Origin of the sequence: Bradyrhizobium sp. CW1, assembly GCF_023100665.1 — a bacterium.
GTDB lineage: Bacteria > Pseudomonadota > Alphaproteobacteria > Rhizobiales > Xanthobacteraceae > Bradyrhizobium > Bradyrhizobium canariense_D.
In genome coordinates this window covers 155,550-176,913 of record NZ_CP064684.1, presented here as the reverse complement: position 1 = coordinate 176,913, position 21,364 = coordinate 155,550, and the positions used below count along the sequence as shown (strand labels likewise).

The following is a 21,364-nucleotide window of genomic DNA, read 5'->3' as shown; positions in this document are numbered from 1 at the left end:
CGCTCCCTGAACCCGCGGGCGGTGACCTCGTAGGCCCACCTCAGTCTTGTGGCTGGCATACCATATACCACAGGAACTGCAACCCGGATTCTCTGACATCGATCTCTGGACTGCCGATCCGGAGCCCGCCCCGTCCTCTACAAGAGTTGCAGCGGGGGCCCGGAAGTGAAACCGCCGAAGACCGGTTTTTCGATCTTCGGCGGGGAATGTTGGGTTTAGCGGCCCAGAAGATCGGGCGCGATCTTCTTGCAGGCGTCAACCAGACCCTGCACTGCGCCGACCGACTTGTCGAAGGCTTCGCGGTCCTTGCCGACGAGCTCGATCTCGACGACGCGCTCGACGCCCTTGGAGCCGATCACGACGGGCACGCCGACATACATGTCCTTCACGCCGTATTCGCCGTTCAGGTAGGCGGCCGAGGCCAGCACGCGCTTCTTGTCACGCAGATAGCTCTCGGCCATCGCGATCGCGGAAGCCGCCGGAGCATAGAAGGCCGAGCCGGTCTTGAGCAGATTGACGATCTCGGCGCCGCCGTTGCGGGTGCGGTCGACGATCTCGTCGAGGCGCGCCTGCGAGGTCCAGCCCATCTTGACGAGATCGGGCAACGGGATGCCGGCGACGGTGGAGTATTTTACCAGCGGCACCATGGTGTCGCCATGGCCGCCCAGCACGAAGGCGGTGACGTCTTCGACCGAAACGTTGAACTCGTCGGCCAGGAAGTAGCGGAAGCGCGACGAATCCAGCACGCCGGCCATGCCGACGACCTTCTTGTGCGGCAGGCCGCTGGCCTTCTGCAGGGCCCAGACCATCGCGTCGAGCGGGTTGGTGATGCAGATGACGAAGGCGTCGGGAGCGTACTTCTTGATGCCGGCGCCGACCTGTTCCATGACCTTGAGGTTGATGGAGAGGAGGTCGTCGCGGCTCATGCCGGGCTTGCGCGGCACGCCGGCGGTGACGATGCAGACCTTTGCGTTGTCGAGCGCCTCGTAGGAGTTCGCGCCGGTGTAGTGCGCGTCAAAGCCGTCGACCGGCGAGGACTGCGCGATGTCGAGCGCCTTGCCCTGCGGCACGCCCTCGGCGATGTCGAACATCACCACGTCGCCCAGCTCTTTCAGGCCGATGAGATGAGCCAGCGTTCCGCCGATCTGACCGGAGCCAATCAAAGCAATCTTGTCGCGCGCCATGTGAGCCTGTCCTTTAGACACGTAAGGAGGGGAAAACTGAGACGGGTGGTTATCCCTTTCGCCTCCCCCGTTCAAGTCACGGGTTGCCCAATTGTCGGGCTTGCCGCGTATTCAAGCGCAACCTTGTCATTCCGGGGCTTGGGGAAGCGCCGAGTCCGGAATGACAGCGCTGGCAAATAGGACTTAAGTCTCGACCAAGCCCTTGGTCGAGCCGCTGGCGGTGGAATCCTTGCGGCCGTGAGGCAGCGCCAGATAGGATTCCGAGCTCATTTCGATCAGGCGCGACGCGGTGCGCTTGAACTCGTTGGCCTCGTTGCCCTCATTGGCAAGATAGAGCGAGATCGGGTTGGCATCGGCGGAGGCCATCAGCTTCACGGCATTGTCATACAGCGTGTCGATCAACGTAATGAAACGCTTGGCGGCGTTGCGCTGGGAGAAATCCATCACTGGAATATGGTCGACCAGGATGGTGTGATAGTCGTGCGCCAGCCTGAGATAGTCGGATGCCCCGAGCGGCTTGTCGCAGAGATCGGCGAACGTGAAGCGCGCCACGCCGTGGGCCGAGCACGGCACGTGCAGGATGCGGCCCTTGATCGAAATATCGCGCGACTTGCATTTGGCGCCGCCTGACATCTTCGACCAGGCGCGGTCGAGCGCGGCGTCCGCCTCGGTGTCTGCCGGCGTCAGCCACATCGGTACGCCCTGAAGTTTTTCCAGCCGGAAGTCGGTGCGCGCGTCGAGCCGCAGCACGTCCATGTGGTCGGTGATCTGCCTGATGAAGGGCAGAAACAGCGAACGGTTCAGGCCGCCCTTGTAGAGGTCGTCAGGCGCGACGTTGGAGGTCGCGACCACCACGGTGCCGAGCTCCAGCAGCTTTGCGAACAGGCGGCCCAAGATCATCGCGTCCGCGATGTCGGTGACGTGGAATTCGTCGAAACAGAGCAGCCAGCTCTCCTCGAAAATCGCATGCGCGGTCAGCGCGATGACGTCGCCGTCGCCAATCTCGCCGCGCGCGATGCCCTGGCGATAATCGTAGATGCGCTCGTGCACCTCGGCCATGAATTCGTGGAAATGGGCGCGCCTCTTGTGCTCGACTGTCGAGTGCTGGAAGAACAGATCCATCAGCATGGTCTTGCCGCGGCCGACCTCGCCATGGACGTAGAGCCCGTGCGGCGCCTCGTCCTTGTCGCTGCTGAACAGGCGGCTGAGCAGGCCCTGCTTGCGCGGCGGCTTGTAATCGGCGAGCCGCTGGTCGAGCGCGGCATAGGCGTCGGCGATTTCAGCCTGCGCAGCGTCGGGCTCGATCGCGCCGGACGCGATCTGGGCCTGATAGGCCTCGCGGAATGAGGAACTGGGGGTCGAGAGCATGCTCTTTACCGCCAGAGATGAGCGGAAATTGCAAGCCGTGAATTGGGGCGGGGCGCCATGCATTCCGTGTCCCGGACGCGCTGCGGCACGCAGTGACGCTGCGCAGAGCCGGGACCGACTGTTTCGTACAGGACCGTTCGTCTATCGCCGCGTAATGGGCCCCGGCTCTGCAGCGCACCGCTTCGCGCTGCGCAGCGTCCGGGGCACGAGAGCTTCGCTACTCACACAGCTCGTAGGCGTCCTCGACCACATACGGGCCGCCGCCGGTTGAGGCGCGGGACGAGAACAAAACAAAACGTTCGGCCGTGAATGCCTTGCTGGGAAAATAGCCACGCAGCGAGAGATAATCGGCGACGTCACGGTCGGTGGCGTCGTGCAGCCGGGCCAGCGTGACATGCGGGATGAACTTGCGGCCTTCCGGGTCGAGGCCGATCCGCTGCATCAGGCGCTCGAGCTCGGCCTGCAATTCCATCAGCGGCTTGCTCGGCACGATGGTGGCGACCACCGCGCGCGGCTTGCGTCCGCCGAAACTCTGCAAACCCTGCACCTTCACCTCGAACGGCTTACGGTCGACGCGAAACAGCATCGAGGCGATTTCGTTGGCGGACATGCCATCGATATTGCCGATGAAGCGCAGGGTGACATGGTAATTTTCGGGATCGATCCAGCGGGCGCCGGGAAGGCCGCCCCGCAAATTGGAAAGCGACTGGCCAATCTCGGCCGGAATTTCCAGACCAGTGAACAAACGCGGCATCGTTTCGCACTCCCGATGCTTGGGCATGATCCCAGGGCAAGATCATATCCAAATTTTAGAGCCGGCGACGAATCACCGGTACCCTAATTCCTATCGCAGTTGTGTGACCCTGCGAAGCATCGCGCGCCTTACTCCGGTAAAACCCTGGGAATTACGGTTAGCGCTGCCTGGTTTTCAACGCCGTTGCTCAGCGATGGTGCCAAGGAATGCCTCAACCGTAGGCAAGATATTCTTGACGATGATATCGACGCCGGCCGCGGTCGGATGAATGCCGTCGGCCTGGTTGAGCTTGGCATCGGCCGCGACACCATCGAGAAAAAACGGATAGAGCGGCACGCCGAATTTTTTCGCCAGATCCGGATAAATCGAATTGAAGCGCGCAGCATAATCCGCGCCGTAATTCGGCGGCGCCAGCATGCCGCACAGCATCACCGCGATCTTGCGCGCCTTGAGGCGCTGGACGATCTCGGTCAGCGCGGTGCGGGTCAAATCGGGATCGATGCCGCGCAACGCATCATTGGCGCCGAGCTCGATGATCACACCGTCGGTTCCGTCAGGGACCGACCAGTCGAGCCGGTCACGGCCCCCCGAGGAGGTGTCGCCGGATACCCCGGCATTGGTCATGCCGACCTCTATGCCTTTGTCTTGTAAAGCTTTTTGAAGCTTTGTGGGGAACGCTTCCTGGGCCGGGAGGCCAAGACCCGCGCTCAGGGAATCGCCGAGAACCACCAGCTTGATCGGTTTCGCCGCCTCAGCCCATGCCGGATTTGCGACGGTCATCAAAGCGAACATCAACACGGCTATGTGCATGAACAATCCGTAACGCCTCTCGACCGCGCGGGCGGAGTTGCCATATGACCGGACCATGGACACTCGCATCTCTTCCTCTTCGCTCGCCGACAGTTCGGCCGACACCATCGCCATCTCCAACGTCAATCTGTCATTGGGTACGGGCGCGGCACGCGTTCACATCCTCAAGGATATCAGCTTGCGCGTGGGCCGGAGCGAGACGATCGGCCTGATCGGCCCGTCAGGTTCGGGCAAATCCACGCTGCTGATGGTGATGGCGGGGCTGGAGCGTCCTGATAGCGGAGAGGTGGTGGTCAACGGCACGCCTTTCAATGCCCTCGACGAGGACGCACTGGCCCGCTTCCGCGGCCGCCAGGTCGGCATCGTCTTCCAGTCCTTCCATTTGATCCCGACCATGACCGCGCTGGAGAATGTCGCGGTGCCGCTCGAGCTTGCGGGCAATCCCGACGCCGCAAAGCGCGCGGCGCAGGAGCTGCAATCGGTCGGGCTCGGCGACCGTCTGCATCATTATCCGACCCAACTCTCCGGCGGCGAGCAGCAGCGCGTGGCGCTGGCCCGCGCACTGGCACCCGATCCAGCGATCCTCGTCGCCGACGAGCCGACCGGCAATCTCGACGAAGCCACGGGACAACAGATCGTCGACCTCCTGTTCAGCAAGCATGCCGAGCGCGGCATGACGCTGGTGCTGGTCACGCACGATTCTTCGCTCGCGCAGCGCTGCGATCGCGTGATCCGCCTCCGTTCGGGGCGCATCGACACGCAGTCGGCGCCGGCATGAGTGCTGCTGCCGCACCGTTTGCGAAGCCCAACGGCGTCGCGCTGTCGCTGCGTTACGCGCTGCGCGAATTGCGCGGCGGCCTGCGCGGCTTCTACGTCTTCATTGCCTGCATCGCGCTCGGCGTGATGGCCATCGCTGGCGTCGGCTCGGTCTCGGCGAGCCTGAGCGACGGCCTCGCCCGCGAAGGCCGTACGCTGCTCGGCGGCGACGTGTCGTTCGTCCTGTTTCAGCGCGAGGCGAAGCCGGAGGAAGTCGCCTTCCTGCGTTCGCGCGGCACCGTCTCGAGCGCCGCCACACTGCGCGGCATGGCGCGCTCGGCCGAGGGCAAGCTGGCCCTGGTCGAGATGAAGGCGGTCGACGACACCTATCCGATGCTGGGCCAGCTGACGCTGGCGCCGCCGCTGCCGATGTCCGAGTTGCTCGCGGAGCGCGACGGCGCGTTCGGCGCGGCCGCCGATCCGACACTGCTGGCGCGGCTGTCGCTCAAGACCGGCGATCGCGTCACCGTCGGGGCTGCGACGTTCCAGATCCGCAGCGCCGTCGAAGCCGAGCCCGACAAGCTCGCAGGCGGCATCGGCTTCGGCCCGCGCTTCCTGATCAGCGAAGCGGGCCTGCGCGCGACAGGGCTCGTCCAACCCGGCAGCCTGGTGCGCTGGGTCTATCGTGTGAAGCTGCCGGAGATCGCCAACAACGAGCGCGCCACCGACGCCTTCATCGCGGACGCCCGCAACGCCGCGCCGCAGGCCGGCTGGGAGGTCCGCAGCCGCTCCAATGCCTCGCCGCAGCTCGAGCGCAACATCAACCGCTTCACGCAGTTCCTGACGCTGGTCGGCCTCGCCGCGCTGCTGGTCGGCGGCGTCGGCGTTGCCAATGCCGTCAAGGCCCATATCGACCACAAGCTCGAGGTGATCGCGGCCTTCAAGGCCGTCGGCGCCACCGGGCGCGACGTGTTCGGCATCTATCTCGCCCAGGTTCTCCTGCTCGCCGCGATCGGCTCAGTGATCGGCCTCGCACTAGGCGCCGCCATGCCGTTCGCGATCGTCGGCCTATTCGGCAAGCTGCTGCCCCTGCCGGTGGTGCCGGCGGTGCATGCCGACGAGCTCGCGCTGTCGTTCGTCTACGGGCTGCTCACGGCGCTTGCCTTCGGCCTGTGGCCGCTCGGGCGAGTGCACGACGTGCCGGTGGCGGCGCTGTTCCGCGACACCATCAGCTCCGAATGGCATCGGCCACGCTGGAGCTATCTCGTCTTCATGGCCGTCGTGATCGCGCTGCTCATCGCGGTCGTGATCGGGCTGTCCTTCGACAAGCGCATCGCCGCGGTGTTCGTGGCCTCCTCCGTGGTCGTGTTCGCGCTGCTCCGCGGCATTGCCGCCCTGCTGATGACGATCGCACGGCGGCTGCCGCGCACGCGATGGCCGATGCTGCGACTTGCGATTGCCAACATCCACCGGCCGGGCGCGCTGACGCCCTCGGTCGTGCTGTCGCTCGGGCTCGGGCTCGCCGTGCTCGTCACCATCACCCAGATCGACGGCAATCTGCGCCGGCAGTTCCTGGCGGCGCTGCCCGAGCACGCGCCATCGTTCTTCTTCATCGACATTCCGAGCACGCAGGCCGAGCAGTTCGACACATACCTGCGCCAGATCGCCCCTGGCGCGAAAGTCGACGACGTGCCGATGCTGCGCGGACGGATCGTCGGAGCCCGTGGTGTCCGCGCCGAGGAGCTCAAGCCCAGCACCGATTCCGAGTGGGTGCTGCAGAGCGACCGCGGCCTGACCTATACCGCCGAGCTGCCGAAGGGCTCCAAGGTGGTCGAGGGCGAGTGGTGGAGCGCCGATTATTCCGGCCCGCCGCTGGTTTCGATGGAGAAGAAGATCGCGGACGGACTCGGCCTCAAGGTCGGCGACGAGGTCGTGGTCAATATCCTCGGCCGCGACATCCCCGCGAAGATCAGCAATCTGCGCAGCATCGACTGGCAGGGCCTCGGCATCAATTTCGTCCTCGTGTTCTCGCCGAACGCATTCAAGGGCGCGCCGCACACCCACATCGCGACGCTGACGGAAGCCGGCGGCGATGCGGCCGGCGACGGCAAGATCATCAAGGAGGTCGCTGACGCCTATCCGATGGTGACGAGCGTGCGCGTGCGCGAGGTGATGGAGACGGTCGGCTCGGTCGTGACCAACCTGGCGCTGGCGATCCGCGGCGCCAGCGCGGTGACCCTGATCTCGGCGATCCTGGTGCTCGGCGGCGCGCTCGCCGCCGGCCATCGCCACCGGGTCTACGATGCGGTGATCCTCAAGACCCTGGGCGCGACCCGGCTGCGGCTGCTCGGCGCCTATGCGCTCGAATACCTCCTGATCGGGCTTGCCACCGCGGTCTTCGGCGTTTTCGCCGGCAGCGTCGCGGCCTGGATGATCGTGACCCGGCTGATGACCCTCACTTTCGTCTGGCAGGGCGGCAGCGCAGCCGGCGTGGTCGCGGCTGCCTTGGTCGTCACGGTCGGCCTCGGGCTCGCCGGCACCCTGCTGGCGTTGAACAAAAAGCCCGCCACGGTGTTGCGGAATTTGTGACAAATGGTAGCGGGCGGCGGCACGGGAGCGAAATCGCACGATTCCAGCGATTAACCACGTCCGCTCGTCTGGATTGCAGGTAAGGGCGACATTCAGCCGCGCGTGGACGGTTGCAGCGAATGTGTTAGTTTCCCACATATCGAATGGGTTCGGAGCCCCGATTGTTAGCCAAAATTTAGTCGGCAGACATCGGTATCCGAGATAGAATTTGACGAACCGGCGGCATGGCGACCCTCATGCCGGACCGGACCAACCAACGGGAATTCGACCATGTCGGACCTAGACCGCAATTACGCTTCTCCTTTCGGCAGGGCCGCCGGGCGTGTTGACGCCGCGACGGTCGATGCCGGCCTGCGCGCCTACATGCTGCGCATCTACAACTACATGAGCATCGGCCTGGCCATCACCGGCCTTGCCGCCCTCGGCGTCTACATGGCCGCCGTGACGGACGTTCCGACCCCGGAAGCCGTGCGGGTCGGCAAGCTGTTCCTGACGCCGTTCGGCTACGCGATGTTCGTCAGCCCCCTGAAGTGGCTGTTCATGCTCGCGCCGCTCGCCATGGTGTTCGTGATCTCGGCAGGCATCAACCGGCTCGCTCCTTCGACCGCCCAGATCCTGTTCTGGGTGTTCGCGGCACTGATGGGCGTCTCGCTGTCCTCGATCTTCCTGGTGTTCACGCACACCTCGATCGTCCGGGTGTTCTTCATCACCGCGGCGACTTTCGGCGCGCTCAGCCTCTACGGTTACACCACCAAGCGTGACATGAGCGGAATGGGTTCGTTCCTGTTCATGGGCCTGATCGGCATCGTCATCGCGAGCCTGGTGAACCTGTTCCTGGCGAGCTCGGTGCTGCAGTTCGTCGTGTCGGTGGTCGGCGTGCTGGTGTTCGCGGGCCTCACCGCCTGGGATACCCAGCGGCTGAAGAACGACTACATCTACGGTTACGCTTCGGCCGGCGATGACATCGCAGAGCGTGCGGCCATCACCGGCGCGCTGTCGCTGTACCTGAACTTCATCAACTTGTTCACGCTGCTCCTGCAGCTCCTCGGCCAGCGCGACTAAGCGCCAGCCCAGAGTGGACGACAGCAACCCCCGGCCGAGAGGCCGGGGTTTTTGTTTGGGGCGAGCCTCTCAACACCCACCGTCATTGCGAGCGCAGCGAAGCAATCCAGAGTCCCTCCGCTGGTGCATTTCTGGATTGCTTCGTCGCAAGGGCTCCTCGCAAGGACGGAGTATGAGGAAGCACGGTTGCCTCTTCCAGCCGCCCCGGGAAGGCTCTAATCTTGCGGCATGTCCGCACCCGATATCAGGCCCACCACCGAGGCCGACCTCCCCGCCATCACGGCCATCTATCGGCAGGCTGTCCGCGAGGGCACCGCGACGTTCGAGCTGGAGCCGCCCGACCTTGCCGAGATGACGCGCCGCTACCGCACGCTGATCGACGGCGGCTACCCCTATTTCGTCGCCATCCTCGACGGGCGCGTCGCCGGCTACGCCTATGCCGGTGCCTACCGGCCCCGCCCGGCCTACCGCTTCACGGTCGAGAACTCGATCTATCTCGATCCATCCTTCCACCGCCGCGGCATCGGGGCGCTCCTGCTGGAGCGGCTGATCGTCGAATGCGAGGCACGCGGCTTCCGTCAGATGATCGCGGTAATTGGGGATTCCACCAATGCCGGCTCGATCGGCGTGCACACCAGGGCCGGCTTCAAAATGATCGGCACGCATCCCAGCGTCGGGCTGAAATTCGGCCGCTGGCTGGACACGGTAATGATGCAGCGGAGCCTCGGCGAGGGCGCCAAGAGCGTGCCGGGGAAGTAAGGCCCGTAGCCCGGGTGAGCGAAGCGATACCCGGGAACGCTGCAAGCAAAGACCCGGATGTCGCTACGCTCATCCGGGCTACTGGATCCCTGCTACACCACCGCCAATTTGCGATCGATCACCAGGAGCACGCGCTCCAGTTCGTGGCCGCGGCGCAGGATCAAGCCCGTCGCCGAGATCACGCTGTACATGCCCTGCTTGCGCGCGAGGCGCGGATCCTTCTCGATACGATAGATCGGCACTTCCGAGGCGCGGCGAAAGACCGAGAACACAGCGCGATCCCTGAGGAAGTCGATGGCATAGTCGCGCCACTCGCCTTCGGCAACCATCCGGCCGTAGAGATTGAGAATACGGTGCAGCTCGAGCCGGTTGAACGTCACGCGGCTCAGTTGCGCATTCGAAGCGGCGGGGCGCGCCGCCGCACGCTGTTCGCTCGGATCGGTATCCTCCGACAGACTCATAGGCCGCCTCCTGTCGCATCAGCATGACCGCGTCCGCGAAGACCGTCCCTCGACCGCGGATCATGACGGTTGCATGATTGCGCCAACTGTTCCCCACCGCAAGGGCCCTTGGAAGGACCTTGGAATCGGAGCCAATCCGCCCACACGCAGCGGTGGAACTCTGTCGCGGCAAACCGTCACGGGATCGTTAGCAGGAATCATAGTGTCGCCGCTTTTCCGCCAAGCGACTGCCGCCCTGCGTTGCGAAAAGACCTATGTGCGTTGACCCGGTCCTTTCGGTTCCGGATTCCTCAGCCCCCAGCCCCCCGGGGCCGTCAGGATCGGGTCTGTTCGCACGACAAGGAGGGCCAACGCGAGTTGGTCCTTTTTTGTTTGAGTCGAATTGTTTGGGTCGGGATGTTTCTGCCTCGACGGATATCTCAGCATCTCAGCAAAAACCCTTTCCCCTCATCCTGAGGAGCCGCGAAGCGGCGTCTCGAAGGATCGAGGCCGAGCTGCCTCAGCAGGGCCTGCATGGTTCGAGACGGCGCTGACGCGCCTCCTCACCATGAGGATTGAGAGTGTGCTTGAGTCGGACGATTCGAAGTGCGCGTCAGTGCAGCGACGTGTACGCCGCGCCCAGCATCGGGCCCGGTCTCTCCCGGCTGCCGTCCTGGACATAGACCACGGCACCGTCGACGCCGTCACGCGTGAGGTTCTCGATCGGCACCGTCCAGCTTTCCGGGCGGCCGGTCCAGTCGCCGACCTTCAGCAGGTTGCGCACCACGTTGTGATAGATCACTTGCTGTCCGCGATTTTCGCCGCGACTGATCGCGATCGGCACCGACCTCGCAATCGAGCAGATCCAGACCTCGCCGTGGGACGCCGTCGGCTCCTTGCTCGCGGCCACCGAGACGTTGATCTGCTTGCCCGCGAGCGACATCGTCACCGGCACGCTCATCACACCAGTGCCCGTCTCGGTTTTGCCGATGGCGCTTTCGATGCCGGTGCGGTCGCTGCCGACGACATGCGTGGAGCCGTTGACCACGACCTGCGGCGTGTAGACTTCGCGGTCGCCGCGCATGCGCGAATACGCACGCTGCCGTGCAGAGAAGCGCGAATCGGCCAATGTGTCCTTCCAGCCGAGATAGTCCCAATAGTCGATCGGCATGCTCAGCGCGATGATCGAGGGATCGCGGGCGAGGTCGCCGATGATCTTGTCGGCCGGCGGGCAGGAGGAGCAGCCCTGCGAGGTAAACAACTCGACAACGGCGCGGGGATCAGCCTCGGCAGGGCGGATGACGGCGACGATTGCACAGAGACCAAGAGCTCCCGACCAGAGGGCACCGGACCAGCGTGAAACCAGATGAGAAGCCGTCATTGTTGTCATGTCGAACGCCGCACACCATTGCTCGTGAGAGGGAAATCTTACCGCCGGATGGTCACCGTAATCTTACGGGCCTCACACATTTGTTGTCCGTCCAAGAACCGTACAAGGGGAGGTTCTGTGCCGGGCGGGCCCATCTGAAGCCTGCCGCAAACGCGTGAAGGCGGCCTTGTGATAGGCCGCCTTCGTGTAACCTACTACTCACTTCGCAGTGAGCCACCGTTCACAAATCCGCGCTTACGCCGCGAGCTTGCGTAGCACGTAGTGCAGGATGCCGCCGTTGCGGTAGTATTCGAGTTCGTCCAGCGTATCGATGCGGCAGAGCAGCGAAACGCGCTGCAGCGAACCGTCGCCGGAGACGATCTCCGCGGTCAGCTTCTGGCGCGGCTTGAGGTCGCCAACGAGGCCGCGCAGCGTGACCTTCTCGTCGCCCTTCAGACCGAGCGACGACCAGGAGGTGCCGTCCTCGAAGGTCAGCGGCAGCACGCCCATACCGACCAAATTGGAGCGGTGGATGCGCTCGAAGCTCTGGCAGATCACGGCGCGCACGCCGAGCAGACGGGTGCCCTTCGCGGCCCAGTCGCGCGAGGAGCCGTTGCCGTATTCGGCGCCGGCGAACACCACCAGCGGCACCTGCTCCTGCTGGTACTTCATCGCGGCGTCGTAGATCGACATCTGCTCGCCGTCGGGCCAGTGCTTGGTGAGACCGCCTTCCGGAATATTGCCGTCGGCGCCCTTCAGCATGAAGTTCTTGATGCGGATATTGGCGAAGGTGCCGCGCATCATGACTTCGTGGTTGCCGCGCCGCGTGCCGTACTGGTTGAAGTCGGCCGGACGCACCTGGTGCTCGCTGAGATATTTGCCGGCGGGCGAGGTGAGCTTGATCGAACCGGCCGGCGAGATGTGGTCGGTGGTGATCTTGTCGCCGAACATGGCGAGGATGCGGGCCTCGACGATGTCGGTGACCGGCTCCGGCTCCTTCTTCATGCCTTCGAAATAGGGCGGGTTCTGCACATAGGTCGAACTCATGTTCCAGCGATAGGTTTCGCTCTCGACCGTCTTGATCTTGCGCCAGTTGGTGTCGCCCTTGAACACGTCGGCATACTTCTTCTTGAAGATCGACGCGGTCACGAACTTCTTCATGAAGGCGTTGATCTCCTTGGTCGTCGGCCAGATGTCCTTGAGGTAGACCGGCTTGCCGTCCTTGCCTTCACCGAGCGGCTCGACGGCGAGGTTCTTGGTGACGGTGCCCGCGAGCGCGTGGGCGACCACGAGCGGCGGCGAAGCCAGATAGTTCGCCTGCACGTCCGGTGAGACGCGGCCTTCGAAGTTGCGATTGCCGGAGAGCACCGCAGCCGCGACGATGCCGTTGTCGTTGATCGACTTCGAGATCTCCTCGGGCAGCGGACCTGAATTACCGATGCAGGTGGTGCAGCCGAAACCGACCAGGTTGAAGCCGACCTTGTCGAGATCGGCCTGGAGACCGGAATCGGCAAGATAGGCCGCCACCACCTGGCTGCCCGGGGCGAGCGAGGTCTTCACCCACGGCTTTGCCTTGAGGCCCTTCGCGGCGGCGTTGCGCGCCAGAAGACCGGCGCCGATCAGCACGCTCGGGTTCGAGGTGTTGGTGCAGGAGGTGATCGCCGCGATCACGACGTCGCCATGGCCGATGTCGAAGTTCTTGCCGTCGACGGCGAAGCGCTTCCCCGGCTCCTCGGCCTTCTTGTATTCGCTGGCGAGCGCGAGCGAAAAGCCCTCGGCCACGGACGGCAGCGCAATGCGGCCTTCGGGGCGCTTCGGGCCGGCCATCGAGGGCACGACATCACCGAGGTCGAGCGTCAGCGTTTCCGTGAACACCGGATCGGGCGACTTGGCGGTACGGAACAGCCCTTGCGCCTTCGCATAGGCCTGCACCAGCGCGACGCGCGCCGAGGCGCGGCCGGAGGTCTTGAGATAATCCAGTGCGGCGGCATCGACCGGGAAGAAGCCGCAGGTCGCGCCATATTCGGGCGCCATGTTGGCGATGGTTGCCTTGTCTGCGACCGAGAGATGGTCGAGGCCGGGGCCGAAGAACTCCACGAACTTGCCGACGACGCCGAGCTTGCGCAGCATCTGCGTCACCGTCAGCACCAGGTCGGTCGCGGTGACGCCTTCCTTCATCGCGCCCTTCAGCTTGAAGCCGACGACGTTGGGCAGCAGCATCGACAGCGGCTGGCCGAGCATGCAGGCTTCCGCCTCGATGCCGCCGACACCCCAGCCGAGCACGGCAAGGCCGTTGACCATGGTGGTGTGGGAATCGGTGCCAACCAGCGAGTCGGGATACGCGACCTCGAAGGTGCCGGTCTTCTTGCCGACCGTCATCTTCTCCTTCTTGGTCCACACCGTCTGGGAGAGATATTCGAGATTGACCTGGTGGCAGATGCCGGTGCCGGGCGGCACGACGGAGAAGTTCGAGAACGCCTTCTGGCCCCATTTCAGGAACTCGTAGCGCTCCTGGTTCTGCTTGTATTCCTCGGTGACGTTCTTGCCGAAGGCCTTGTTGTCCCCGAAGAAGTTCACGATCACGGAGTGGTCGATGACGAGATCGACCGGCACCAGCGGATTGATCTTCTCGGCGTCGCCCCCGAGCTTCTGCATCGCGTTGCGCATCGCGGCGAGATCGACCACGGCGGGCACGCCGGTGAAGTCCTGCATCAGCACGCGCGCCGGGCGGAAGGCGATCTCATGCTCCAGCGACTTCTTGCGCAGCCACTTCGACACCGCGACGATGTCTTCCTTCTTGACCGAGCGGCCGTCCTCGTTGCGGAGCAGGTTCTCGAGCAAAACCTTCATCGAGTAGGGGAGTTTCGAAATTCCCTTCAGACCATTCTTCTCGGCCGTGGGCAGGCTGTAATAGACATAGGTCTTGGCGCCGACCTTGAGGGTCTTTTTGCATTTGAAGCTGTCGAGCGAGGTCATGTAGGAAATCCCAATTGTCAGTTATACCCGGCAGGGTATTTTAACACCGTCAGCGTAGGCAGGCTGAGTCACTTGCAGGGGCAGGTTGAGTTGCCGCATCAAGTAGTTCCGGGCTTATAGAAGCTTTCTAACCGCGCCGCCACAGCCACAATCGTGCCGCGGCAATCCGCGAGCCAAAAATTCCCATACGCTACCCCAAGTTTTCCTGAGGCCTGGCTTTGAGCGGATCGATACGAGGCAAGATGCAGCTTTCCGGACGCGGGGTCAGTTGCGTGCGGGGCGGGCGCGAGGTGTTTTCCGCGCTCGATTTCGAGGCCGGCTCCGGCGAAGCCGTGGCGGTCGTCGGCCGCAACGGATCGGGCAAGACCTCGCTGCTGAGGCTGATCGCGGGCCTGCTCATTCCGGCGAGCGGCACGATCGCGCTGGACGGGGGTGACGCCGAGCTGACGTTGCCGGAGCAATGCCACTATCTGGGTCATCGCGACGCCCTGAAGCCAGCCCTGAGCGTGGCGGAGAATCTGACGTTCTGGGCCGATTTTCTCGGCGGCGAGCGTTTCGACACCGGCAAGGGACTCGCCACCGTCGGGCTCGACCATGCCGCCGATCTGCCCGCCGCCTTCCTGTCCGCCGGCCAGCGCCGCCGGCTGTCGCTGGCCCGCCTGCTCACCGTCCGCCGCCCCGTCTGGCTGTTGGACGAGCCGACCACGGCGCTCGATGTCGCGGGACAGGACATGTTTTCCGGATTGATGCGCGGGCACTTGGCGCGCGGCGGCCTGATCGTCGCCGCCACCCATGCCCCGCTCGGGATCGATTCGCGGGAGCTGCGGATCGGGGGTGCGGCGTGATTCGGGTCGACCCTCAGGTTTCCAAGCGGCCGAACTCCGCCCTCTCCGTTCCCTCCCCCCTTGTGGGGGAGGGTCAGGGAGGGGGGTGCCACACGGCGCACTCTCTCGGTTCTCGCGTTCGGCAGGCGGGCGCTCCGTTGCTAGCAGCCCGCACCCAAGAACCATCTTCCTCGGGGCTACCCCCCTCCCCCGCCCTCCCCCACAAGGGGGGAGGGAGCGCAGCTCGCCCGGCGCAACCGGCCGACGCTGCCTCCTCACCTCTGGGAGCAGTGGCATGACCGCCCTGTCTGCCCTCATCCGCCGGGATATCCGGATCGCGCTCCGCGTCGGGGGCGGGGCGTTGATTGGCGTGCTGTTCTTTCTGACCGTGGTGGTGCTGATGCCGTTTGCTGTGGGGCCGGACCTGGCACTGCTGTCGCGGCTCGGACCCGCCATCCTGTGGCTGGGGGCGCTGCTGGCGAGCCTGCTGACCCTGGACCGGCTGTTCATGGCCGACCACGAGGACGGCTCGCTCGACCTGATCACGATGAGCCGGACCCCGCTGGAACTCGCCTGCGCGTCGAAAGCGCTGGCGCATTGGCTGGCCGCCGGCCTGCCGCTGATCGTCGCAACCCCCGTGCTCGGCCTGCTGCTCAACCTCGACATGGTCGCAACCGGTGCTGTGGCGCTGACACTGCTCGCCGGCACCCCGGCGCTGACATTTACCGGGATGGTCGGTGCGGCGCTGGCGGTGACGCTGCATCGTGGCGGCTTGCTGATAGCTGTCCTGGTGCTGCCGCTGTCGATACCGGTGCTGATCTTCGGCGTCGCAGCCTCGCAGGCGGCGATCGTCGGACCCATGACGTTCGGCGCGCCGTTCTCGATCCTGTGCGCGCTGTCGCTGGTCAGTCTCGTGATCGGCCCCTTCGCGGCTGCGGCGAGCCTGAAGCATGGGCTGGATTGAGATGGGCTGGACTGACCTTGACCCCGATCAACTTTCGCTGCGGACTTTCGTGCTGATTGCGTGAGCGCTTACCGGTGATTATCAGGATACCATGACGCTGATCGACCTCGCCAACCCCACACGGTTCCTCGCGCTGACGGCGCGGCTGCTGCCATGGCTTGCGGCCGCGACCATCATCCTGCTCGCGATCGGGCTCTATCAGTCTGCCACCGCACCCGACGACTATCAGCAGGGCGCGACGGTAAAGATCATGTTCATCCACGTGCCTAATGCCTGGCTGTCGATGTTCGTATGGGGCGTGATGAGCATTGCCTCGCTCGGCACGCTGGTGTGGCGGCATCCGCTTGCCGACGTCGCCGCCAAAGCGGCCGCCCCGATCGGCGCCAGCTTCACCTTCCTTGCGCTGCTCACGGGCTCGCTGTGGGGCCGGCCGATGTGGGGCACCTATTGGGAATGGGACGCGCGGCTGACCTCGGTGCTGATCCTGTTCCTGATGTATCTCGGCCTGATGGCGCTGTGGCGCGCGGTCGACGAGCCCTCCCGCGCGGCGCGCGCCGCCGCCGTGCTGACCCTAGTCGGCGCCATCAACCTGCCCATCATCAAGTTCTCGGTCGACTGGTGGAACACGCTGCACCAGCCGGCCTCGGTGATGCGGATGGGCGGCTCGTCGCTCGACAGATCATTCCTGATTCCGTTGCTGGTGATGGCGGTCGCGTTTACCCTGCTGTTCGTCACGCTGCATCTGGCTGCGATGCGCAACGAGATTTTGCGACGGCGCGTGCGGTCCCTGCAGATGATGCAGGCGAGCCGTGTGGCGTTTGCAGAAGTCGGCACCGGCTCGCGTGAAGGCAGCACGTCAAAAGAAGCTGGGGCTGCATGATCATGTCGCTCGGTCCCTATGCGTCTTTCATCGTGACATCCTATGCCGCGGCCGCCCTTGTGGTCGTGATCCTGATCGGCTGGATCGTGCTCGATCATCGTAGCCAGACACAGCGCCTGCGCGAGCTCGAGCGCAGCGGCGTGACCCGCCGCTCCGGCCGTAGCGCGACGGATCGGCCATGAGAGATCGAGCATGAGAGATCAATCATGAGCGAGCAATCGACGTCCGCTCCGCCGCAGCGCCGCACCTTCCTGATGGTGCTGCCGCTGATCGCCTTCATCGGCTTGGCGCTGCTGTTCTGGTTCCGGCTCGGCAGCGGCGATCCCTCGCGAATTCCGTCTGCGCTGATCGGACGCCCCGCGCCGCAAACCACGCTGCCGCCGCTCGAGGGATTGCAGGCTGACAATGTGCAGATCCCCGGCCTCGATCCCGCCGCGTTCAAGGGCAAGGTCAGCCTCGTCAATGTCTGGGCGTCCTGGTGCGTGCCGTGCCACGACGAGGCGCCGCTGCTGACCGAATTGGCAAAAGACAAGCGCTTCCAGCTCGTCGGTATCAACTACAAGGATGCCGCCGACAATGCGCGGCGCTTCCTGGGGCGCTACGGCAACCCGTTCGGCCACGTCGGCGTCGATGCCAACGGCCGCGCCTCGATCGAATGGGGTGTCTATGGCGTGCCGGAGACCTTTGTCGTCGGTCGCGAAGGCACCATCGTCTACAAGCTGGTGGGACCGATCACGCCGGAGAATTTGCGGACGGTGCTGTTGCCGCAGATGGAGAACGCGTTGAAGGCGGCGGGGAGCTAGCTCTGTCGTCAGTGTGAGCGAAGGACCCAACCCCAAACACCGCTGTCATGCCCCGGCTTGACCGGGGCATCCAGTACGCCGCGGCCTCTCCGTATCTCACAACCGTCTCTGGAATACTGGATCGCCCCGGCGATGACAGTTGAGTGTGTGGCCGCAACCGGCAATGATGAGTTGAGAGCTCAACCCTTCCTCACATCGCCCGCCTCGGCCTCGCTCGCTTCCAGCGACGCCGGCTCGAGGTGATAGCGCTTGGTCAGCGGCATCTGGGCGATGGCGAAGATCATGGTGATCGGGGTGACGCCGAACACCTTGAAGTTGACCCAGAAGTCGGTGCTCTGGGTGCGCCAGACGATCTCGTTCAACACCGCCATGCCGGCGAAGAACAGCGCCCAGCGCAGCGTCAGGATGCGCCAGCCCTGCGGCGTCAAATTGAACATCTGGTCGAACATGACGGCGATGAAGGAGCGGCCGAACAACAGGCCGCCGCCGAGGATCGCGGCGAACAAAGCGTAGATGATGGTCGGCTTGAGCTTGATGAAGGTCTCGTCGTGGAGCACCAAGGTCAGCGTGCCGAACACCAGCACGATGACGCCCGTCACGATCGCCATGATCGGAATGTGGCGCGTCACCACATAGGAGGCGATCATCGCCGCGACGATCGCGACCATGAAGGCGCCGGTCGCTGCGAACAGATTGAACTTCGCATTGACGAAGAAGAACACGAGCAGCGGGCCGAGCTCGGTCGCAAGCTTGAACAGCGGATGCGGCTGGGTCTTGTCCATTCTTCAGCTTTCGATTCCGGCAATGGCGCGGGCGAAATCACGCGCGGTGAACGGCGCGAGATCGTCGACGCCTTCGCCGACGCCGATGAAATGCACCGGCAGTTTGAATTTCTCCGCGAGCGCCACCAGAATGCCGCCGCGGGCGGTGCCGTCGAGCTTCGTCATCACGAGACCGGTGACCCCTGCGGTGCGATGGAAGGCCTCGACCTGCGACAGCGCGTTCTGGCCGACAGTGGCGTCCAGCACAAGCAGCACCGCATGCGGTGCAGTCGCGTCCACCTTGCGGATGACGCGCACGACCTTTTCGAGCTCGTTCATCAGCTCGGCCTTGTTCTGAAGCCGCCCGGCGGTGTCGATCAGGAGCAGGTCGACGGCCTGCTCCTTCGCCGCCGTCAGCGCGTTGAAGGCGAGGCTCGCCGAATCCGAGCCTTGCGCGCCTGATATGACGGGCGTCCTGGTGCGCTCGCCCCAGACCTTGAGCTGTTCGATCGCCGCCGCGCGAAAGGTGTCGCCGGCGGCCAGCATCACCTTGCGGCCTTCGGACGCGAATTTTTGCGAGAGTTTTCCGATGGTGGTGGTCTTGCCGGAGCCGTTGACGCCGACCACGAGGATGACGAACGGCTTCTTGCCGGCGTCGATCTCGAGCGGCTTCGCCACCGCCGCCAGCACCTTCTCGACCTCGGTCGCGACGACGTCCTTGACCTCGTCCGCCGAGATCGCCTTGTCGTAGCGTCCCGTGCCAACCGCATCCGCGATCCGCACCGCGACCGAGGTGCCGAGGTCGGCGCGCAGCAGCACGTCCTCGATATCGTCGAGCATGGCGCGGTCGAGCTTGCGCTTGGTGACGAGGTCGGCGACCGCGGTCCCGAGCGAGGACGAGGTGCGCTTCAGCCCGTCGGACAGGCGGCGCCACCAGCTCAGCTTGGGGGTCTCGGGGGTGGTATCGTTCATGGTGGCGGTGTGTTAGCCGTTCCGGCTCGCAAACGAAAGTCTTGACCGAAAGTCCTGCAATTGCTCGATGTTCCCGAATTGACGGCCGACGAAATCCTGGCGCGCGTGCTCCATCGCGACGGATTGATGCTGGTCATCGACAAGCCGGCCGGCCTGCCGGTGCATCGCGGACCCAAGGGCGGTGCCAATCTGGAAACCTCCTTCGAGGCGCTTCGTTTCGGCCTGCCGCGGCCGCCGGTGCTGGCCCACCGGCTGGACAAGGACACCTCGGGTTGCCTCGTGCTCGGCCGCCATCGCAAGGCGACGGCGTCGCTCGGCCTGCTGTTCAAGCATGGCAAGATCGGCAAGACCTACTGGACCATCGTCGAGAGCGGCCCCACCGAGGACGAAGGCACCATCGACATGCCGCTCGGACGGCTGAACGCCGAGCGAGGCTGGTGGCAGAAGCCCGATCCCGAGGGCCAGAAGGCCATCACCAACTGGAAGGTGATGGGCCGGGGCGATGGCCTGACCTGGCTCGCCATGGAACCGGTGACCGGGCGGACCCATCAATTGCGGGTGCATTCGTCGGCGACCGGCTGGCCGATCTTCGGCGACAACATTTACGGCAACGGCCCGCGCTTCGGCGAGCCGAAGCTGCACCTGCATTCCCGCGAGATCGTGGTACCGATCTCCCGCAACAAGGAGCCGGTCCGCGTGGTGGCGCCTGCCCCGCCCCACATGCACGAGCGGCTCCGCGCCTGCGGGTGGAACGGGGAGTAGCCCGACTGCTCGCCCCTCATGGTGAGGAGGCCGCGCAGCGCCCCCTATAGTTTACGAAACGTTCAGTGCTCGTCTCTAATGATAGCGGTTGCTTAGAACAAGCTTCCGTCAATCTGCTCAGGACGAGCTGCGCGTCATGTCCACGGCCGAGTTATCGATCATCGACGAGGTCGAGTCCGCGCTTCGGACTGGCTCGGCGGAAAAGGGCCTGGCAACAGCCCGCCGCGTCACCGACCTGTTCCTGTCCTCCGCCGGCAGTTTCGACGACGAGCAGATCGCACTGTTTGACGACGTGCTCGATCGCCTGATCGGCACCATCGAGCTCCGCGCCATCGCCGACATGGGCGCGCGCGTAGCGCTCGCCGAGATCAGCGCGCAGCTCGCGCCGATCGCGCAGGCGCCGCCATCGGTCATTCGCCGCCTCGCCAACAATGACGAAATCCGCATCGCTGGTCCCGTGCTGCAGGAATCCGCGCGCCTCGACGACGGCGCGCTGGTGCAGATCGCATCATCCAAGGGCGAGCCGCATCTGCTCGCGGTCGCCGGACGCTGGTGGCTGAAGGAGATCGTCACCGATGCATTGCTGGCGCGACGTTATCCCAGCGTCAGCCGGCGGCTCGCCGCCAATCCCGGCGCGCGCGTCTCCGGAAGCGGATTTGCCGTCATCGTCGGACAGGCGGAGGCCGATCCCGAGCTCGCTGTCAGCGTCGGCGTCCGCGTCGATTTGCCGTCAGACCTGCGCCGTCAATTGCTGCGCTCGGCGAGCGAGGCCGTGCGGACCCGCCTGTTGTCGCGCGCGCCGCCGCATCTGTTCGAGGAGATCCAGAGCGCGATCGCCGCAGTCACCGTCGGTGTCGAGCGCGAGATGTCGGGTGTCCGCGATTTCGAAGGCGCCAAGCGCGCCGTCGCAGGTCTCAGGGCGACCGGCCAGCTCAGCGAAGCGACGCTGCTCGGCTTCGCAACACAGCGCCGTTATGAAGAAGCGGTGGCCGCATTGGCGGCATTGTCGGGATCGACTGTCGAAGTCATCCGCCCGCTGATGCAAAGCCTGCGCGAGGACGGCCTGCTGGTGCCGTGCAAGGCAGCGCAGCTCAGCTGGGAAACCACCGCCGCCGTGCTCGAAAGCCGCTTTGCGAGCGGCGCGATGAAGCCGGCCGATATCGCAAGGGCTCAAAGCCATTACGCGCGCATGACCCCGGAGAATGCGCGGCGGACGCTGCGCTTCTGGCAGGTGCGGGCGTTGTAGTTTTTCCCTCTCCCCTTGTGGGAGAGGGTGGCTCGCCGCGCAGCGGCGAGACGGGTGAGGGGTCTCTCTCCGCGAGTCCACATTG

20 protein-coding genes are annotated in these 21,364 nt (G+C 64.8%); 11 read left to right on the top strand and 9 right to left on the bottom strand.

What is annotated here, in order from left to right; translation table 11 throughout:
• Positions 1-215: 215 nt before the first annotated feature.
• The 4 genes from mdh to IVB54_RS00850 form a co-directional block, all read right to left on the bottom strand.
• A complete protein-coding gene (mdh, locus tag IVB54_RS00865; protein ID WP_007598869.1) occupies positions 216-1,184 on the bottom strand; it encodes a malate dehydrogenase in 969 nt (322 codons plus the stop codon).
• A gap of 183 nt (positions 1,185-1,367) precedes the next feature.
• A complete protein-coding gene (gene zapE, locus IVB54_RS00860; protein ID WP_085348694.1) occupies positions 1,368-2,552 on the bottom strand; it encodes a cell division protein ZapE in 1,185 nt (394 codons plus the stop codon).
• A 217-nt stretch (positions 2,553-2,769) separates the two neighbouring features.
• The gene (gene thpR / locus IVB54_RS00855) at positions 2,770-3,306 is read right to left on the bottom strand and encodes an RNA 2',3'-cyclic phosphodiesterase (protein ID WP_007598862.1); all 537 of its coding nucleotides are present in this window, start codon (positions 3,304-3,306) and stop codon (positions 2,770-2,772) included.
• Between the two features lie 174 nt (positions 3,307-3,480).
• The gene (locus IVB54_RS00850; RefSeq protein ID WP_026233885.1) at positions 3,481-4,116 is read right to left on the bottom strand and encodes an arylesterase; all 636 of its coding nucleotides are present in this window, start codon (positions 4,114-4,116) and stop codon (positions 3,481-3,483) included.
• 55 nt (positions 4,117-4,171) lie between these two features.
• Here IVB54_RS00850 and IVB54_RS00845 point away from each other — a divergent pair, with 55 nt between their 5' ends.
• From IVB54_RS00845 to IVB54_RS00830, 4 genes are all read left to right on the top strand, one after another.
• Positions 4,172-4,894 (top strand): ABC transporter ATP-binding protein, encoded by a 723-nt coding sequence (locus tag IVB54_RS00845; protein WP_018459825.1) that lies wholly within the window; start codon positions 4,172-4,174, stop codon positions 4,892-4,894.
• Positions 4,891-7,461: an FtsX-like permease family protein gene (locus IVB54_RS00840; protein WP_018459824.1), complete on the top strand. Its 2,571-nt coding sequence runs from the start codon at positions 4,891-4,893 to the stop codon at positions 7,459-7,461. Before IVB54_RS00845 ends, IVB54_RS00840 begins: the two co-directional genes overlap by 4 nt.
• A 270-nt stretch (positions 7,462-7,731) precedes the next feature.
• Complete coding sequence (locus tag IVB54_RS00835; protein WP_247360630.1) at positions 7,732-8,523, top strand: Bax inhibitor-1/YccA family protein; 792 nt, start codon at positions 7,732-7,734, stop codon at positions 8,521-8,523.
• Positions 8,524-8,751: 228 nt separating this feature from the next.
• Entirely contained in the window at positions 8,752-9,282 is a 531-nt protein-coding gene (locus IVB54_RS00830) for a GNAT family N-acetyltransferase (RefSeq protein WP_018459823.1), read from the top strand.
• A 92-nt stretch (positions 9,283-9,374) separates the two neighbouring features.
• On the opposite strand, the gene IVB54_RS00825 is transcribed toward IVB54_RS00830, so the two are convergent.
• The 3 genes from IVB54_RS00825 to acnA form a co-directional block, all read right to left on the bottom strand.
• On the bottom strand, positions 9,375-9,743 hold the full coding sequence (locus IVB54_RS00825; RefSeq protein WP_018459822.1) for a DUF2794 domain-containing protein: 369 nt from the start codon (positions 9,741-9,743) through the stop codon (positions 9,375-9,377).
• A gap of 592 nt (positions 9,744-10,335) precedes the next feature.
• Positions 10,336-11,112: a DUF1223 domain-containing protein gene (locus IVB54_RS00820; RefSeq protein WP_026233884.1), complete on the bottom strand. Its 777-nt coding sequence runs from the start codon at positions 11,110-11,112 to the stop codon at positions 10,336-10,338.
• Between the two features lie 234 nt (positions 11,113-11,346).
• The gene (acnA, locus tag IVB54_RS00815) at positions 11,347-14,067 is read right to left on the bottom strand and encodes an aconitate hydratase AcnA (RefSeq protein WP_018459820.1); all 2,721 of its coding nucleotides are present in this window, start codon (positions 14,065-14,067) and stop codon (positions 11,347-11,349) included.
• A 242-nt stretch (positions 14,068-14,309) separates the two neighbouring features.
• Here acnA and ccmA point away from each other — a divergent pair, with 242 nt between their 5' ends.
• The 5 genes from ccmA (at position 14,310) to IVB54_RS00790 (ending at position 17,538) form a co-directional block, all read left to right on the top strand.
• Positions 14,310-14,912 carry a heme ABC exporter ATP-binding protein CcmA gene (gene ccmA / locus IVB54_RS00810; protein WP_026233883.1) on the top strand — a complete coding sequence of 201 codons (603 nt, stop codon included), beginning with the start codon at positions 14,310-14,312 and terminating at the stop codon, positions 14,910-14,912.
• A 274-nt stretch (positions 14,913-15,186) separates the two neighbouring features.
• The gene (gene ccmB, locus IVB54_RS00805; protein WP_018459818.1) at positions 15,187-15,855 is read left to right on the top strand and encodes a heme exporter protein CcmB; all 669 of its coding nucleotides are present in this window, start codon (positions 15,187-15,189) and stop codon (positions 15,853-15,855) included.
• 91 nt (positions 15,856-15,946) lie between these two features.
• Positions 15,947-16,735, top strand: a complete 789-nt coding sequence (locus IVB54_RS00800) for a heme ABC transporter permease (protein WP_018459817.1) — start codon at positions 15,947-15,949, stop codon at positions 16,733-16,735.
• Positions 16,732-16,917 carry a heme exporter protein CcmD gene (ccmD, locus tag IVB54_RS00795; RefSeq protein WP_018459816.1) on the top strand — a complete coding sequence of 62 codons (186 nt, stop codon included), beginning with the start codon at positions 16,732-16,734 and terminating at the stop codon, positions 16,915-16,917. The genes IVB54_RS00800 and ccmD overlap by 4 nt, the downstream gene beginning before the upstream one ends.
• A 24-nt stretch (positions 16,918-16,941) precedes the next feature.
• Positions 16,942-17,538: a DsbE family thiol:disulfide interchange protein gene (locus tag IVB54_RS00790; protein WP_018459815.1), complete on the top strand. Its 597-nt coding sequence runs from the start codon at positions 16,942-16,944 to the stop codon at positions 17,536-17,538.
• A 179-nt stretch (positions 17,539-17,717) separates the two neighbouring features.
• Here the strand turns inward: IVB54_RS00790 and IVB54_RS00785 are convergent, their stop codons facing one another.
• Complete coding sequence (locus IVB54_RS00785; protein ID WP_007598838.1) at positions 17,718-18,320, bottom strand: septation protein A; 603 nt, start codon at positions 18,318-18,320, stop codon at positions 17,718-17,720.
• Between the two features lie 3 nt (positions 18,321-18,323).
• Positions 18,324-19,271, bottom strand: a complete 948-nt coding sequence (gene ftsY, locus IVB54_RS00780; RefSeq protein ID WP_018459814.1) for a signal recognition particle-docking protein FtsY — start codon at positions 19,269-19,271, stop codon at positions 18,324-18,326.
• A gap of 60 nt (positions 19,272-19,331) precedes the next feature.
• On the opposite strand from ftsY, the gene IVB54_RS00775 reads away from it, so the two are divergent.
• A complete protein-coding gene (locus IVB54_RS00775) occupies positions 19,332-20,033 on the top strand; it encodes an RNA pseudouridine synthase (RefSeq protein ID WP_026233882.1) in 702 nt (233 codons plus the stop codon).
• Between the two features lie 136 nt (positions 20,034-20,169).
• Entirely contained in the window at positions 20,170-21,279 is a 1,110-nt protein-coding gene (locus IVB54_RS00770; RefSeq protein ID WP_247295774.1) for a DUF2336 domain-containing protein, read from the top strand.
• The last annotated feature ends 85 nt before the right edge of the window (positions 21,280-21,364 follow it).

Excerpts from the sequence above, each read along its gene's own strand:
- IVB54_RS00845 (WP_018459825.1), top strand. The coding sequence starts at position 4,172 with ATGGACACTCGCATCTCTTCCTCTTCGCTCGCCGACAGTTCGGCCGAC.
- acnA (WP_018459820.1), bottom strand. The coding sequence starts at position 14,067 with ATGACCTCGCTCGACAGCTTCAAATGCAAAAAGACCCTCAAGGTCGGC.
- IVB54_RS00785 (WP_007598838.1), bottom strand. The coding sequence starts at position 18,320 with ATGGACAAGACCCAGCCGCATCCGCTGTTCAAGCTTGCGACCGAGCTC.
- ccmD (WP_018459816.1), top strand. The coding sequence starts at position 16,732 with ATGATCATGTCGCTCGGTCCCTATGCGTCTTTCATCGTGACATCCTAT.
- mdh (WP_007598869.1), bottom strand. The coding sequence starts at position 1,184 with ATGGCGCGCGACAAGATTGCTTTGATTGGCTCCGGTCAGATCGGCGGA.
- IVB54_RS00800 (WP_018459817.1), top strand. The coding sequence starts at position 15,947 with ATGACGCTGATCGACCTCGCCAACCCCACACGGTTCCTCGCGCTGACG.
- thpR (WP_007598862.1), bottom strand. The coding sequence starts at position 3,306 with ATGCCGCGTTTGTTCACTGGTCTGGAAATTCCGGCCGAGATTGGCCAG.
- IVB54_RS00825 (WP_018459822.1), bottom strand. The coding sequence starts at position 9,743 with ATGAGTCTGTCGGAGGATACCGATCCGAGCGAACAGCGTGCGGCGGCG.
- ccmA (WP_026233883.1), top strand. The coding sequence starts at position 14,310 with ATGCAGCTTTCCGGACGCGGGGTCAGTTGCGTGCGGGGCGGGCGCGAG.
- IVB54_RS00770 (WP_247295774.1), top strand. The coding sequence starts at position 20,170 with ATGTCCACGGCCGAGTTATCGATCATCGACGAGGTCGAGTCCGCGCTT.
- ftsY (WP_018459814.1), bottom strand. The coding sequence starts at position 19,271 with ATGAACGATACCACCCCCGAGACCCCCAAGCTGAGCTGGTGGCGCCGC.
- zapE (WP_085348694.1), bottom strand. The coding sequence starts at position 2,552 with ATGCTCTCGACCCCCAGTTCCTCATTCCGCGAGGCCTATCAGGCCCAG.
- IVB54_RS00835 (WP_247360630.1), top strand. The coding sequence starts at position 7,732 with ATGTCGGACCTAGACCGCAATTACGCTTCTCCTTTCGGCAGGGCCGCC.
- IVB54_RS00830 (WP_018459823.1), top strand. The coding sequence starts at position 8,752 with ATGTCCGCACCCGATATCAGGCCCACCACCGAGGCCGACCTCCCCGCC.
- IVB54_RS00820 (WP_026233884.1), bottom strand. The coding sequence starts at position 11,112 with ATGACAACAATGACGGCTTCTCATCTGGTTTCACGCTGGTCCGGTGCC.
- ccmB (WP_018459818.1), top strand. The coding sequence starts at position 15,187 with ATGACCGCCCTGTCTGCCCTCATCCGCCGGGATATCCGGATCGCGCTC.
- IVB54_RS00790 (WP_018459815.1), top strand. The coding sequence starts at position 16,942 with ATGAGCGAGCAATCGACGTCCGCTCCGCCGCAGCGCCGCACCTTCCTG.
- IVB54_RS00840 (WP_018459824.1), top strand. The coding sequence starts at position 4,891 with ATGAGTGCTGCTGCCGCACCGTTTGCGAAGCCCAACGGCGTCGCGCTG.
- IVB54_RS00850 (WP_026233885.1), bottom strand. The coding sequence starts at position 4,116 with ATGCACATAGCCGTGTTGATGTTCGCTTTGATGACCGTCGCAAATCCG.